The sequence below is a fragment of the Streptomyces sp. NBC_00286 genome (genome assembly GCF_036173125.1).
Taxonomy (GTDB): Bacteria; Actinomycetota; Actinomycetes; order Streptomycetales; family Streptomycetaceae; genus Streptomyces.
In genome coordinates this window covers 4,020,230-4,033,275 of the sequence record NZ_CP108054.1, presented here as the reverse complement: position 1 = coordinate 4,033,275, position 13,046 = coordinate 4,020,230, and the positions used below count along the sequence as shown (strand labels likewise).

The 13,046-nt window shown below is 71.0% G+C and carries 12 protein-coding genes; 5 read left to right on the top strand and 7 right to left on the bottom strand.

Annotated features, from left to right (window positions below; all coding sequences use genetic code 11):
• Nucleotides 1-13 precede the first annotated feature (13 nt).
• From OHT21_RS18195 to OHT21_RS18180, 4 genes are all read left to right on the top strand, one after another.
• Nucleotides 14-1,531 carry an MFS transporter gene (locus OHT21_RS18195; RefSeq protein WP_328769374.1) on the top strand — a complete coding sequence of 506 codons (1,518 nt, stop codon included), beginning with the start codon at nucleotides 14-16 and terminating at the stop codon, nucleotides 1,529-1,531.
• Between the two features lie 233 nt (nucleotides 1,532-1,764).
• A complete protein-coding gene (locus OHT21_RS18190) occupies nucleotides 1,765-2,526 on the top strand; it encodes a DeoR/GlpR family DNA-binding transcription regulator (RefSeq protein ID WP_328769372.1) in 762 nt (253 codons plus the stop codon).
• On the top strand, nucleotides 2,523-3,470 hold the full coding sequence (gene pfkB / locus OHT21_RS18185; RefSeq protein WP_328769371.1) for a 1-phosphofructokinase: 948 nt from the start codon (nucleotides 2,523-2,525) through the stop codon (nucleotides 3,468-3,470). The genes OHT21_RS18190 and pfkB overlap by 4 nt, the downstream gene beginning before the upstream one ends.
• 301 nt (nucleotides 3,471-3,771) lie before the next feature.
• Nucleotides 3,772-5,952, top strand: coding sequence for a PTS fructose transporter subunit IIABC (locus OHT21_RS18180; RefSeq protein WP_328769370.1), 2,181 nt, complete (start codon nucleotides 3,772-3,774; stop codon nucleotides 5,950-5,952).
• A gap of 627 nt (nucleotides 5,953-6,579) precedes the next feature.
• Here OHT21_RS18180 and OHT21_RS18175 read toward each other — a convergent pair.
• Both OHT21_RS18175 and OHT21_RS18170 read right to left on the bottom strand, forming a co-directional pair.
• Nucleotides 6,580-7,323 (bottom strand): DUF6227 family protein, encoded by a 744-nt coding sequence (locus OHT21_RS18175; protein WP_328769369.1) that lies wholly within the window; start codon nucleotides 7,321-7,323, stop codon nucleotides 6,580-6,582.
• A gap of 219 nt (nucleotides 7,324-7,542) precedes the next feature.
• Nucleotides 7,543-8,574 (bottom strand): P1 family peptidase, encoded by a 1,032-nt coding sequence (locus OHT21_RS18170; protein WP_328769368.1) that lies wholly within the window; start codon nucleotides 8,572-8,574, stop codon nucleotides 7,543-7,545.
• A 38-nt stretch (nucleotides 8,575-8,612) separates the two neighbouring features.
• Between OHT21_RS18170 and OHT21_RS18165 the strand changes: the two genes are divergently transcribed.
• Nucleotides 8,613-8,828, top strand: a complete 216-nt coding sequence (locus tag OHT21_RS18165) for a hypothetical protein (protein ID WP_328769367.1) — start codon at nucleotides 8,613-8,615, stop codon at nucleotides 8,826-8,828.
• Nucleotides 8,829-8,871: 43 nt separating this feature from the next.
• On the opposite strand, the gene mscL is transcribed toward OHT21_RS18165, so the two are convergent.
• The 5 genes from mscL to OHT21_RS18140 all read right to left on the bottom strand — a co-directional run bounded on the left by mscL (nucleotide 8,872) and on the right by OHT21_RS18140 (nucleotide 12,894).
• A complete protein-coding gene (gene mscL, locus OHT21_RS18160) occupies nucleotides 8,872-9,345 on the bottom strand; it encodes a large conductance mechanosensitive channel protein MscL (protein ID WP_328769366.1) in 474 nt (157 codons plus the stop codon).
• A gap of 135 nt (nucleotides 9,346-9,480) precedes the next feature.
• Complete coding sequence (locus tag OHT21_RS18155; RefSeq protein WP_328769365.1) at nucleotides 9,481-10,044, bottom strand: hypothetical protein; 564 nt, start codon at nucleotides 10,042-10,044, stop codon at nucleotides 9,481-9,483.
• A 259-nt stretch (nucleotides 10,045-10,303) separates the two neighbouring features.
• A complete protein-coding gene (locus tag OHT21_RS18150; RefSeq protein WP_328769364.1) occupies nucleotides 10,304-11,146 on the bottom strand; it encodes an S-methyl-5'-thioadenosine phosphorylase in 843 nt (280 codons plus the stop codon).
• Between the two features lie 74 nt (nucleotides 11,147-11,220).
• Complete coding sequence (locus OHT21_RS18145) at nucleotides 11,221-11,535, bottom strand: FmdB family zinc ribbon protein (protein WP_328769363.1); 315 nt, start codon at nucleotides 11,533-11,535, stop codon at nucleotides 11,221-11,223.
• A 69-nt stretch (nucleotides 11,536-11,604) separates the two neighbouring features.
• The gene (locus OHT21_RS18140) at nucleotides 11,605-12,894 is read right to left on the bottom strand and encodes an MFS transporter (RefSeq protein WP_328769362.1); all 1,290 of its coding nucleotides are present in this window, start codon (nucleotides 12,892-12,894) and stop codon (nucleotides 11,605-11,607) included.
• Between the last annotated feature and the right edge of the window lie 152 nt (nucleotides 12,895-13,046).

Below are 13,046 nucleotides of genomic sequence, written 5' to 3'. Positions count from 1 at the left end.
CTAACTTCAAGGCATGACTTCCACCGAGACCCCTCTCAACAGCCCGGCCGACAAGGCCGACCGGCGGCGATGGATTGCCCTCGCCATCGTGATGACCGCGGCCTTCATGGATCTGGTCGACGTCACGATCGTCAACATCGCGATCCCCTCGATCCAGCGGGAAGCCGGCGCATCGTACGGCCAGATCCAGTGGATCACGGCCGGATACGCGCTCGCCTTCGCCGCGGGCCTGATCACCGGAGGGCGGCTCGGCGACATCCACGGCCGTAAGCGCCTGTTCCTCATCGGCATCGGCGGATTCACGCTCGCGTCCGCGCTGTGCGGCTTCGCGGTGAACCCCGATATGCTCGTCGCCTCCCGCATCCTCCAGGGCGGTATGGCCGCGCTGATGGTGCCGCAGGTGCTGTCGATCGTGCACGCCACCTTCCCGGCGCATGAACGCGGCAAGGTGTTCGGCCTGTTCGGTGCGGTCGTCGGGCTCGGGGCGGTGTCCGGTCCGCTGTTGGGTGCGCTGCTGACCGAGTGGAACCTGTTCGGGCTCGAGTGGCGGCCGATCTTCCTCATCAACCTGCCGGTGGGCATCGCGGGCCTGATCCTCGGCCGCCGCTACATCACCGAGTCCAAGGCCCCGCACGCCCTCAAGCTGGACCTCGTCGGCGTCGCCCTCGTCACCCTCGGCCTGCTGATGCTGCTCTACCCGCTGATCCGCGGCCGTGAGCTGGGCTGGCCGATGTGGGGTTACGTCTCGATGGCCGGCGCGCTTGTCGTGTTCGCGGCGCTGGTGGCGTACGAGAAGAGGAAGACCGTGCGGGACGGTTCGCCGCTGGTCGAGCTGTCCCTCTTCAAGGTGAAGAGCTTCGCGGCGGGCATCGCGGTGCAGACGGTCTTCGGGATCGCGCTCGGCATCTTCTTCCTGGTGTGGACGTTCTACATGCAGATCGGCCTCGGCTGGAGCGAACTGCGGGCCGGCCTGACGGGCGTCCCCTTCTCGATCGCGGTGTCGATGGCGGCCGGGCTCTCGGTGCAGAAGCTGACGCCGAGGTTCGGGCGGAAGGTGCTCCAGGCTGGTGCGCTGATCATGGCCCTCGGTGTCGTGATCTACATCTGGGAGTCCGAGCGGTACGGCCTGGCCATCGCCCCGTGGCAGATGGCGCTTCCCCTGGTGGTCATGGGCGTGGGCATGGGCCTGATCGTGGCCCCGCTGACGGATGCGATCCTCTCCGAGGTGCCCCGCGAGCACTCGGGTTCGGCGTCCGGTCTCATCAGCACGGTCCAGCAGATGGGCAACGCGCTCGGGCTCGGCCTGGTGTCCGTGGTCTTCTTCGGCACGATGTCCGACCATCTGCCGCGGGCCGAGGTGGGCGCGGCCTTCGTCGACGCCTTCCAGAACGCGCTGATCTGGGTCGCCGCGGTGATGACGGCCATCTTCCTGCTGATGTTCGCCCTGCCGAAGCGCCCGGCCCAGCACGAGGAGGGCGCCGAGCCGACGCCCGCCGTCGCCGCGGACAAGGAGCCCGAACTCGTGGGCTGAGGCGGCCAGTTCACGCCGACGTGGCTCAGTCACAGGCCCGGTCCCACTTTGGGACCGGGCCTGACGGCTGTCCCGTGACCGGCGCTACTCGACCCACGCCTTGCCTTGCTGGCTCCTTCCGATCGATGTCCGTTCGTGCCCACTTTTACTTCCGCCCCCGTTTACATGGCTGAAATTCGGGCGTACTCTGCGAGTGAAACCACACGTTCGGGCATGGACGGAGGCGAACGGACATGTACGCACCGGAGCGGCAGCAGGAGATTCTCCGGCTGGCGCGTGACGGTGGCCGCGTGGACGTCGTGTCGTTGGCCGAGGAGTTCCAGGTCACGGCCGAGACGATCCGACGGGACCTGAAGGCGCTGGACCGCGCGGGGCTCGTTCGCCGGGTTCATGGCGGTGCCATCCCGGCCGGCCGGCTCGACTTCGAGCCCGACCTCGCCGAGCGCGAGACCACCGCGGCCGACGAGAAGGACCGCATCGCGAAGGCCGCGCTCGCCGAACTGCCCAGCAACGGCACGATGATTCTCGACGCGGGCACGACCATCGCCCGACTCGCCGGGTCCCTCCCGCTGGAGACCACGCTCACCGTCGTGACGCACAGCCTCCCCATCGCGGCCCGCCTGGCCGACCATCCGGGCATCCAGCTCCACCTCGTCGGGGGGCGGGTACGTCACCGTACGCGCGCCGCTGTCGACGCCTGGGCGCTGCGGGCGTACGGCGAGATCCGCGCCGATGTCGTCTTCCTCGCCACGAACGGCTTCTCCCTCGAGTACGGCCTGACCACGCCCGACCTCGCCGAGGCCGCCGTGAAACGCGCGGCCCTCGGCGCCGCGCGCCGTGTGGTGCTGCTCGCCGACTCCGCCAAGCACGGCCAGGAGCACTTCGCGCGCTTCGGCGGCATGGCCGACGTGGACGTCCTGATCACCGACAGCGGGCTGAGCCCTGAAGACGCCACCGCCCTCAAGCGCGGTGGCACGGAAGTGGTGCGTGCATGATCCTCACGGTCACCCCCAATCCCTCGCTCGACCGGACCTACGAGATCCCCTCGCTCGACCGCGGCGAGGTCATCCGGGCCACCGGCGAACGCATGGACCCGGGCGGCAAGGGCGTCAACGTCTCGCGGGCGGTCACCGCGGCCGGCCGGCGCACCGTCGCCGTACTGCCGCTCGGCGGCGCCCCCGGTTCCCTCGTCGCGGACCTGCTCCATGCGCAGGGCATAGAGGTCGCGCCGGTCCCGGTCGCCGGGCCGACGCGCTCCAACATCTCCCTCGCCGAAGCCGACGGAGTACTGACGAAGATCAACGCACCCGGACCCGAACTCACCTCCGCCGAGGAGGAGTTGCTCCTGGAGACGGTACGGGCGCAGTCCCGCGACGCCTCCTGGATCGCCTGCTGCGGCAGCCTGCCGCGCGGCCTCGCCCCCTCCTGGTACGCCGCACTGGTCGCCCGGGCCCATGCCGCCGGCACCCGCATCGCCCTGGACACCTCAGGACCGGCTTTGCTCGCGGCCCTGCGTGAGCGACCCGACGTCGTCAAGCCGAACGCCGAGGAACTGTCGGAAGCGGTCGGCCGCCCCCTCGCCACGGTCGGCGACGCCGTAAAGGCCGCCGAGGACCTGCGGGAACAGGGCGCCGGAGCGGTGCTGGCCAGCCTCGGCGCGGACGGGCAGCTGCTCGTCGAGGCCTCGGGCGTGTGGTTCGGCAGCGCGCGGGTCGACATGGTCCGCAGCAATGTGGGCGCGGGCGACTCCTCGCTCGCCGGTTTCCTGATCGCCGGCGGCAGCGGCCCCGACGCCCTCGCCTCCGCCGTCGCCCACGGCGCCGCAGCCGTCCAGCTCCCCGGCAGCGTCATGCCGGGTCCGGCCGACCTCGATCCGGACGCCGTGACCGTCACCTCGACGGTTCCGGTGGACCGCGTACTCACGGAGCCGGTGTCATGAACTTCCTTACCGCTACCGCTAGTTCGGCCACAACAGCCCGTACATCCCGTACGGCCCCTGGATCGGCCCTGAAGTGGCGGGGCCTCCCCTTCCCCGCCGCAGCCACGGGGAGGCGGGGCTTCCCCGGCCCCGCCTCCGCCTTCCCCGCCCACCTCGACGTATGTGACACTTCCGGCAATTCGGTCACGGTCGAGCGCGACACATCAGTACGCAGCCGGTCTGAACGCAGCCGGTCTGAAGGCAACACCCCCGTCCCCGCCCACGACATCCCCCGGGCGATACGCGTGCGAAGGAGCCCGCGATGAGCGAGATGATCACCGCGGACCTGGTCGACCTCGACCTGTCCGCCGATACAAAAGAAGCGGCGGCGCGCGCCCTCGCCGAGCGCATGGTGGCCAAGGGCCGGGTGACCGACCTCGAGGGCTTCCTCGCCGACGTGGCCGCCCGCGAGGCGCAGATGCCGACCGGCCTCGACGGCGGCATCGGCATCCCGCACTGCCGCAGCGAACACGTCACCGAGCCGACGCTGGGCTTCGGGCGCAGCGCCGCCGGGATCGACTTCGGCGCTCCGGACGGGCCCGCCGACCTGATCTTCCTGATCGCCGCCCCGGCCGGTGCCGACGACGACCACCTCACGATCCTGTCGTCGCTGGCCAGGCAGCTGATGAACACCGAGTTCACCTCCGCGCTGCGGGCGGTGGACAACGCGGAAGAGGCCGCCGCCCTGATCCGCGGGAACGAGCCCGCGGTCACCGCGCAGGTAGCCACCACGGTGGGCACCACCGAAGACTCCGCAGACACCACAGACTCCGCGGCGGCCCCGGCAGGAGCGGCCTCCGCCGAGGCCGCCGCGGACACCTCGGCCACGGGGACGACGACCGCCGGTGACAGCCCCGCCCCGGCGCCGGTCGCGGAGGCTTCCGCAGCCGACACGGCGGCTGAGGCGCCGAGCACCGACGGCACCGACTCCGCCCAGCCCGGCGGCCGGCCGTTCCGGATCGTCGCCGTCACCTCCTGCCCCACCGGCATCGCGCATACGTACATGGCGGCCGAGGCCTTGGAGAACGCGGGCCGAGACAACCCCGACGTCGAGGTCGTCGTCGAGCCGCAGGGCTCGGCGGGCTTCAACCGGCTCGACCCGGCCGTCATCGCCGCCGCGGACGGCGTGATCTTCGCGCACGATGTGCCCGTACGGGAGAAGGACCGCTTCGCCGGGAAGCCGACCGTGGACGTCGGCGTGAAGGCGGGCATCAACCGGCCCGCCGAACTGATCGCCGAAGTCCGGGCCAAGGCCGAGCGCGGCGAGGCCACCGCGGCCGCCAAGCCCGGCGGTACGCCGGTCGAGCGGACCGGAGAGCCCGGCGAGGGCTACGGCACCAAGCTCCGCAAGTGGCTGATGACCGGCGTCAGTTACATGGTCCCGTTCGTCGCCGCGGGTGGTCTGCTCATCGCCCTCGGCTTCGCGATCGGCGGCTACCAGATCAACGAGGCCAAGCCGGTCACCGAGGTCTTCAACTGGGGCCAGGTCGACAGCTGGGGCGCCCTGCTGTTCCAGATCGGCGCAGCGGCCTTCGGCTTCCTCGTCCCGGTCCTGGCCGGCTACATCGCCTACGGCATGGCGGACCGACCAGGTCTTGTGCCCGGCTTCGTCGGCGGCGCGATCTCGGTGACGATCGGCGCGGGCTTCCTCGGCGGCCTGGTGGCCGGTCTGATCGCCGGTGGTGTCGTCCTCGGCATCCAGCGCGTGAACATCCCGGTTCCATTGCGCGGCATCATGCCGGTGGTGGTGATCCCGCTGATCTCCTCGGCGGTCGTCGGATTCCTGATGTTCGTGGTGATCGGCAAGCCGATCGCCGAGGCACAGGAGGCCCTGACCGACTGGCTGAACGGCCTCACCGGCACCAACGCCGTCCTCCTCGGCGTCCTCCTCGGCCTGATGATGTGCTTCGACCTCGGCGGTCCGGTCAACAAGGTCGCGTACACCTTCGCGACGGCCGGTATCTCGGTCGCGGCCCCCAGCGACTCCGCGATGAAGATCATGGCCGCCGTGATGGCCGCAGGCATGGTCCCGCCGCTGGGCATGGCCCTGGCGACCACGATCCGCAAGAAGCTGTTCACCACGGCCGAACGCGAGAACGGCAAGGCCGCGTGGGTGCTGGGCGCCTCGTTCATCTCCGAGGGCGCCATTCCGTTCGCCGCCGCCGACCCGCTGCGGGTCATCCCCGCCTCCATGGCGGGCGGCGCCGTCACCGGCGCGCTGACCATGGCCTTCGGCTCGACCCTCCGCGCGCCGCACGGCGGCATCTGGGTCACGTTCCTGATCGGCAAGCCGTTCCTGTACCTGCTGGCCATCGCGGCCGGCACGGCGGTGACGGCGGGGCTGGTGATCGCCCTGAAGGGCATGCGCAAGGCGAAGCCGGACGGGGAGGCGGACGCCTCCGGCGTCTCGGCGGCGAAGGCTAAGGAGCCGGTGGCTGCGTGAGCTCTACGCGACGGGGTGTGGCCCAGGACGCAGATCCTGGGCCACACCCCGTCTGACGTATGTCGGCTGCGGTGCCGTCGTGGCTGGTCGCGCAGTTCCCCGCGCCCCTAAAAACCTGCGACTGCCCGCACCCCGACGAGCAAGGGCCCCGTAAAAGCCCGGACCCCCTACTACCCGCAGCTTCCCTCCGGCGGGAGGGGACGTGGGCCGGTGCGTCCTATGCCCGTCGCTTAGCTTCGGTCTGGGCACACCAGAACCCTGTGTCAGCACCGGGTCGTATGCCCTGTTGGCGACGGGCTGACGCACCGGCCCGCGGCCCCGCACCCACCACGCACCCAAGGGGCGCGGGGAACTGCGCGACCAGCCACACTCAACCCGCAGCCGCCCAACCGCCGGAGGCACCCCGCACGGCTGCGCGACCAGCCACACTCAACCCGCACCCGCCCAACCGCCGGAGGCACCCCGCGGGGCGGTGTCATTTGCGGCTCCGCCGCGTGGGCGCGACCAGCCACACTCAACCCGCAGCCGCCCAACCGCCGGAGGCACCCCGCGGGGAACTGCGCGACCAGCCACGGCGGGCCCGCAGTCGTCCACGAACCCAGCGCCCCAGCCCGGTAGGCGCCCCCCTCAACCGCCGGAGGCAGAGGCACGCCTCTCCATGGCGTCCCGGGCCGCGTCCTCGGTCAAATACACCTCGCACATGTGCCGCCCATCCGGTGTCGCCGTGTGCTCGACCTCCCAGAGTGACAGCTCACGGCCGTCCAGCAGCAGAAACGCATGCTCGTAGAGCGAGAAGCCCACGCCCCGCCCACCGTACGGGCGGCCAAACGCCTGCGTGATCTCGTGCGCGAACGCCATCCGCAGCAGCTCGGCCATCTCCTCGCCGGGCCGATCCGCGTTCTCGGCGCGGCGCAGCAGCCGGCGCCCGTGGTCCGCCGAGTCGTCGAGCACGTACACATGCCGAGGCTCGGGAACGGGCGCCAGCAGGGACAGAGCCGGCATCTCGAACTCCGGCTCGTCCGGTGGCAGCGGCAAGCGTGCGGTCGCCGTCCGCAGCTCCTCCCGGTCCTCGTACACCTCGTGCTCGACATGGCTGCCGGGCCCGGTGTTGTGGACCAGCTCCCACAGCGTGAGCGCCGAACCGTCGGCGAGCAGCCACGTGTGCCGGTACGTCTCGCGGTGCAGCCCGGCACTGTGGTGCGCGGAGTGCAGCGAACTGTCGTGCGCCAGCGCGCAGTCGAGCAGCCCTATCGTCTCGTCGGAGAGCTCGAAGGAGTTCAGGGCGCGGCCGAGGAGTCGCGCGAGATGCTCCTCAGGAGACTCGGGCGACTCGGGTGGCTCGTACGCTGCCGTCTCGTACGGAACGCTCAAGGTTTCTCCCGGCGTTGCTGCATGTCACCTTGTGGGTGCATACCGTAGCCCCTCAGCCGGACATCATGTCCGGGAACCGAGAAAACGTACGCACAGAAAACGTGGAGCCCGCGTGAGGAGTTCCCGCACGCCCTGACGAAGTCTCAAAGCTCCCTGGTCAGAAGGGGGCAGACGCCCTTTGCCGCGCGCCCCCGGACGCGCACCCCTCGCTCACGGCCGTCACCGCAACCCGCCATACAGCTCCCCGTACGCCGGCCACACTCCACCTGGCCCCTCCACCGACTCGGCGGCCCGTACCGCCCGTACTATCGCTCGCGTCACCAGGTCCGCCCCGGCCGCGAGGATCTCGTTCAGCGCGAGGGGGTTCTCCTCCGCCAGCGGACGGGCACCTGTGGCGAGCGCGAACACCGTGTCCCCGTCGTTGAGCAGATGCACCGGCCGTACAGCGCGTGCGATGCCGTCGTGTGCCGTCCCCGCGAGCTTCTGCGCCTGCGCCTTCGACAACTCCGCGTCGGTGCCGACCACCGCGAGCGTGGTGTTCAGCGGGGGAGCGCCGCTCTTCGCAGCGGCCTCGGCCAGCCGCACCCGCGCCGCCTCATGCACCTCCTCTGCCGGGTATGTCATACGTCCCTGAAGCAGCTCCCCGTACAAGGCCCCCGTCAGCGGATCCACCGCCGACCCCGCCGCGTTGGCCACCACCAGCGCCGCCACAGTGACACCCGAGTCGAGCACGGCACTTGCGCTGCCGATCCCTCCCTTCATGCTCCCGACCGCCGCTCCCGTGCCGGCGCCCACACATCCCTCCTGGACCGGCGCACCGAACTCGCTCGCCGCTGCCGCCATCACAGCATCGCGTCCGGTCTCGGCGTCTGGCCTGGCCCGGAAGTCGCCGCCGCGCCCCAGGTCGAAGACACAGGCCGCCGGGACGACCGGCACCACATGCGCCGGGTCGGGCCCGACGCGCACCCCGCGCCCCCTCTCCTCCAGCCAGGCCATCACGCCCGCCGCCGAGTCCAGTCCGTATGCACTGCCGCCGGTCAGGACCAGTGCCTCGACCTTCCGCACCACGTTGCGTGGATCGAGGGCATCGGTCTCCTTGGTGCCGGGGCCGCCGCCGCGGACGTCCACGGCAGCGACGGCCCCGCCTTCCGGAGCCAGGACCACCGTCGTCCCGGTGAGCCAACCGCCGCCGGTCCGCGTGGCATGCCCCACGCGCAGCCCGGCCACATCTGTCAGAGCGCCAACTGTCATGCCACCCAGTCTCACCCCCAGGGCCGTACCCTGAACGAATGAGCAGCACCCCAGTCCCCGAACCCCAGCCTGCGCCTTCCGAGGGCGTGGCCCCGGCTCCCCGGGACTCCCGCAAGCCCGAGCTGGTCTTCGACGACCCGTTGAGCCGGCAGTCAGCGGACGACACGGACGGCGGGTGGGGCGAGCGGCCCAGTGGTGACGGTGCCGGAGATCTCGCCCGCTTCCTGGACGAGAAGCCGCCCCACCACCTCTGAGCCCACCACCTCTGAGCCTGGCCGGCCCGGTGAGCAGCAGTCGCTATCGCTCGGTGTGCCCGGAGCCGCGCTGTGCCACTAGGGCGTCGCGGATCTCTTTCAGGACCTCCAGCTCGGTCACCTCGATGACCTCGTGAGTGCTCTCCTTCTCCTTCTGGCGGGCCGCCTGCCGGGCCAGGTACTTGGCCATCGGCAGCACCATCAGGAAGTAGACGACGGCGGCGGTGATCACGAACGAGAGCGTCGCGCCGAGCACCGAGCCCCACATGATCCGGACGCCTTCTGCGGTGGCGCCGGAGCCGGTGCAGGGCGCCTTGATGCAGGAGCTGTAGTTGTCCAGGTTCTTTGTGCCGATCGCGCCCACCAGGGGGTTGATGATCCCCTGCACCACGGAGTTGACGATGTTGGTGAAGGCCGCGCCGATGACCACCGCTACTGCCAGATCGACGACGTTCCCGCGCATCAGGAAGGTCTTGAAGCCCTCCCAGAGGCTCGGATCCTTCTTGTTCTCGCTCACCAGGGAGCCCCTCTTCAGCCGTACGAGTTGTGGAACGAACAGCTCCGCAACCTACGGCAGGGCGTGGCGCGCCCGCCCAACGCCCCAGCTCCAACGAGGGACTTGACAGCCAGCCGGTGATCCTCTTGAGCACCCTCAGCACAGGGTCACCGCCAATCGCGAGGTCGCCCCGGCTCCGGCCAGGCGCACCGCCGTCTGCCGTGGCACGGACAGCACGACCAGCGCACCGCCCTCGGCCACGCCGTCCAGGGCCTCGGGCACCTTCGTCACCCGCACCCCGCGCGCGACCACCCGGGCATCGCCGCCGCCCCCCGGCGACTCGTCAGCCGCGACGACATCGACACGATCGCCCGGCCGCAGCAGCCGTACCGTCGCTCCGTCGGCGATCCGCACCGGCGCCGTCACCATCTCGGCGGCCCGCCGCTTCCGTACGGGATCGTCCGCCACTCTCGACTCCGCCGCGACAGGCGGTGTACCGGCGGAGGGGGCCCGCGCCCGGCCGGCGTCCCGTGGCCCCGCGGCGACCAGTGCGGCAGCGGTCACGGCGAGCCCCGCGGCCACGGCCCGCCTTTTGTGCCGTACGAGCCGTCGCAGTTGATACCGCCCGCCACGCACCCGCACGGGGGTGAAGTGCGGCACCTCGCAGGTACCGGGCGCGTCCGTGCCCAACGGGCGCGGAAAGGAAGGGAGTAGCGACACAAGAACCACCACCAGCGGTCGGGATTTCGGCTTGCGATGCCAGACTGCGGCCTCGCGCCGAATCCCGCTCGGGCCCGTGGACAACCGGCCGGTTGTGGACAACTCGCTCACCCGAAGGGGGAGTTCCGCCCCCACCCGAGCGAGCCTACGAAGCCACCGAGTCGGCCACGCCGCCATCGGGCCGACGGCGGAGCCACCGAGCCGTCCACAGAGCCGACCCGGGCGCAGCCAGCCGCCCGGCCAAGCCCCCATCCCCGCCTTACGGCAGCTCGAAGCCCGGATCCATCCCGCCCAGCGCCTTCGCGCACAGGCAGTCCCGCGCCCCGTTCTCGGGCAGCCCCGCCACCGCGTCGAACAGCACACCCCGCAGCCGTTCCACATTCGCCGCGAACACCTGCAGCACTTCCTCGTGCGAGACGCCCTCGCCGGTCTCGGCCCCCGCGTCGAGGTCGGTGACCAGGGTCAACGACGTGTAGCAGAGCTCGAGTTCACGGGCGAGCGCCGCCTCGGGGTGCCCGGTCATGCCGACCACCGACCAGCCCTGCGCCTGGTGCCACAACGATTCGGCACGGGTCGAGAACCGCGGCCCCTCGACCACCACGAGCGTCCCGCCGTCCACCGGCTCCCAGTCCTGGCCGCGGGCCGCCTCCAGCGCGGCCTCGCGCCCGACGGGGCAGTACGGGTCGGCCAAGGACACATGCACCACGTTCGGCACCTGGCCACCGGGCAGCGGCATCCCGTCGAAGTATGTCTGCTGCCGGGACTTCGTACGGTCCACGAGCTGGTCCGGTACGAGCAGCGTGCCCGGGCCGTACTCCGGACGCAGCCCGCCGACCGCGCAGGGCCCGAGCACCTGACGCGCCCCGACGGAGCGCAGCGCCCACAGGTTCGCGCGGTAGTTGATGCGGTGCGGCGGCAGATGGTGGGCGCGGCCGTGGCGGGGAAGGAAGGCGACCCGCCGCCCGGCGATCTCGCCCAGGAAAAGGGAGTCGCTGGGCGCCCCGTAGGGCGTGGCCACCTGTATCTCGGTCACGTCGTCGAGGAAGGAGTAGAAGCCCGAGCCGCCAATGACGCCGATCTCGGCGTTCTCCGTGTTCGCCATGACCGCACCCTAACCGGGCCCGGAAACGCCGCGGACCCCGCCGTCGTACGACGACAGAGTCTCGTAAGGAAGCCTTACGCGGCCGAGCTGCTGCTCGAGGAGGTGCCGGACGACGACGAGTCCGAGGAGGACGAGGTCGTGGAGGACGACGAGGTCGAGGCGGCGGCAGTCGACGAGGAGGACGACTTGGCAGTCGAGCTGCTCGAAGAGGAGCCACGGCTGTCGTTGCGGTAGAAGCCGGAGCCCTTGAAGACGATGCCGACCGCGGAGAACACCTTCTTCAGGCGGCCATCACAGTTGGGGCATTCGGTCAGGGCGTCCTCGGTGAACTTCTGCACCACCTCGAGGCCCTCGCCGCACGCGGTGCACTGGTACTGGTAGGTCGGCACTTTGTCTTCCTCCTGGCACTCTCACTCGATGAGTGCTAACGACCATCAATAGTGACCTATTCCTCGCGTTCAGTCCACTGCCAGCGGTACGCGGTGACCGACGCCACGTGCGACGGTCCGGCCGACCGGCCTGGGCGCGAGCCGCGAGCGCTGGGCCACGAGCGTCGCCAGAGCCAGCAGCGTTCCGCCCATCGGGACGAGGAAACCGGCGCCGTCCCAGAGACGGTCCTCCAGCTGCCCGGCGACGGTGACGGCCGCCGCCTGCCCGAGCGCCACCGCGCCGGTGAGCCAGGACAACGCCTCCGTGCGGGCGCCTGCCGGCACCAGGCCGTCGACCATCGTGTAGCCGGTGATCAGGGCGGGCGCCACGCACATGCCGACCAGGAAGCCGACGCCGGCGAGGGCGAGCACGGAGTGCGCGGTCAACAGACCGGTGGCGGTGAGGGCCAGCGCCGCGTACCCGATGACCAGACGGCGGCGCGGAGCCCTCTTCCAGGCGATGGCGCCGCAGACGATCCCGGAGAGCATGTTGCCCGCGGCGAAGGTGCCGTACAGGACGCCGTTCAGGCCGGGCTCGCCGATCGACTCGGTGAACGCGGCGAGCGAGACCTGTAGACCGCCGAAGACGGAACCGATGCCCAGGAAGGCCACGATCAAGACGCGTACTCCAGGGGCCGAAACAGCGGAAACGTGCTCCACGCGCGCGTGCCCGTCGAGACGTACAGCGGGCTGAGTGCTCTTCTGGGCCGCGAACAGCAGACCGCCGACCAGGGTCAGCGCGGCCTCCGTGAGCAGACCCGCCGCCGGGTCCACGGTGGTGCACAGCGCGGTCGCCAGCAGCGGGCCGAGTACGAAGGTCAGCTCGTCGGTGACGGACTCGAAGGCCGCCGCAGTTGTCATCAGGGGCGAGCCCTGGAGCCTGACGCCCCAGCGGGCCCGCACCATGGGGCCGATCTGCGGCACGGAGCCGCCGGTGGGGACGGCCGCCGCGAACAGCGTCCACAGGGGAGCGTCCGCGAGCGCGAGCGCCGTCAGGGAGAGACCCGCCACGGTGTGGACGAGGATGCCAGGCACCAGGACAGTGCGCTGCCCGTGGCGGTCGGCGAGGCGACCGGTGAGGGGTGCGAACAGCGCCATGGAGACACCGGTTGCGGCGGCGACGGCGCCGGCAGCCCCGTACGAGCCGGTGGTGTGCTGCACGAGCAGCACGATGGAGAGGGTCAGCATCGCGAACGGCTGCCGTGCGGCGAAGCCGGGGAGCAGGAACGTCCAGGCGCCGCGGGTGCGCAGCAGTTGCCCGTATCCGGGGCGGGAAGTGACCGATGTCCTGGCGGACTCGGAGGTGACCGTGGATGCCACGGCCGTGCCTTTCTGCCGCCTGGTAGCGCGACCCCTTTATTGCTGGTTCGCCTCCGGGGCGCTCAAGTCGGTGATGAGGGCGCGACCGTGCTCAACCCTTCGGGCCTCCGCACGGTCGCGCCCTCATCACCGACGCGCCCCTTCGGCTCACC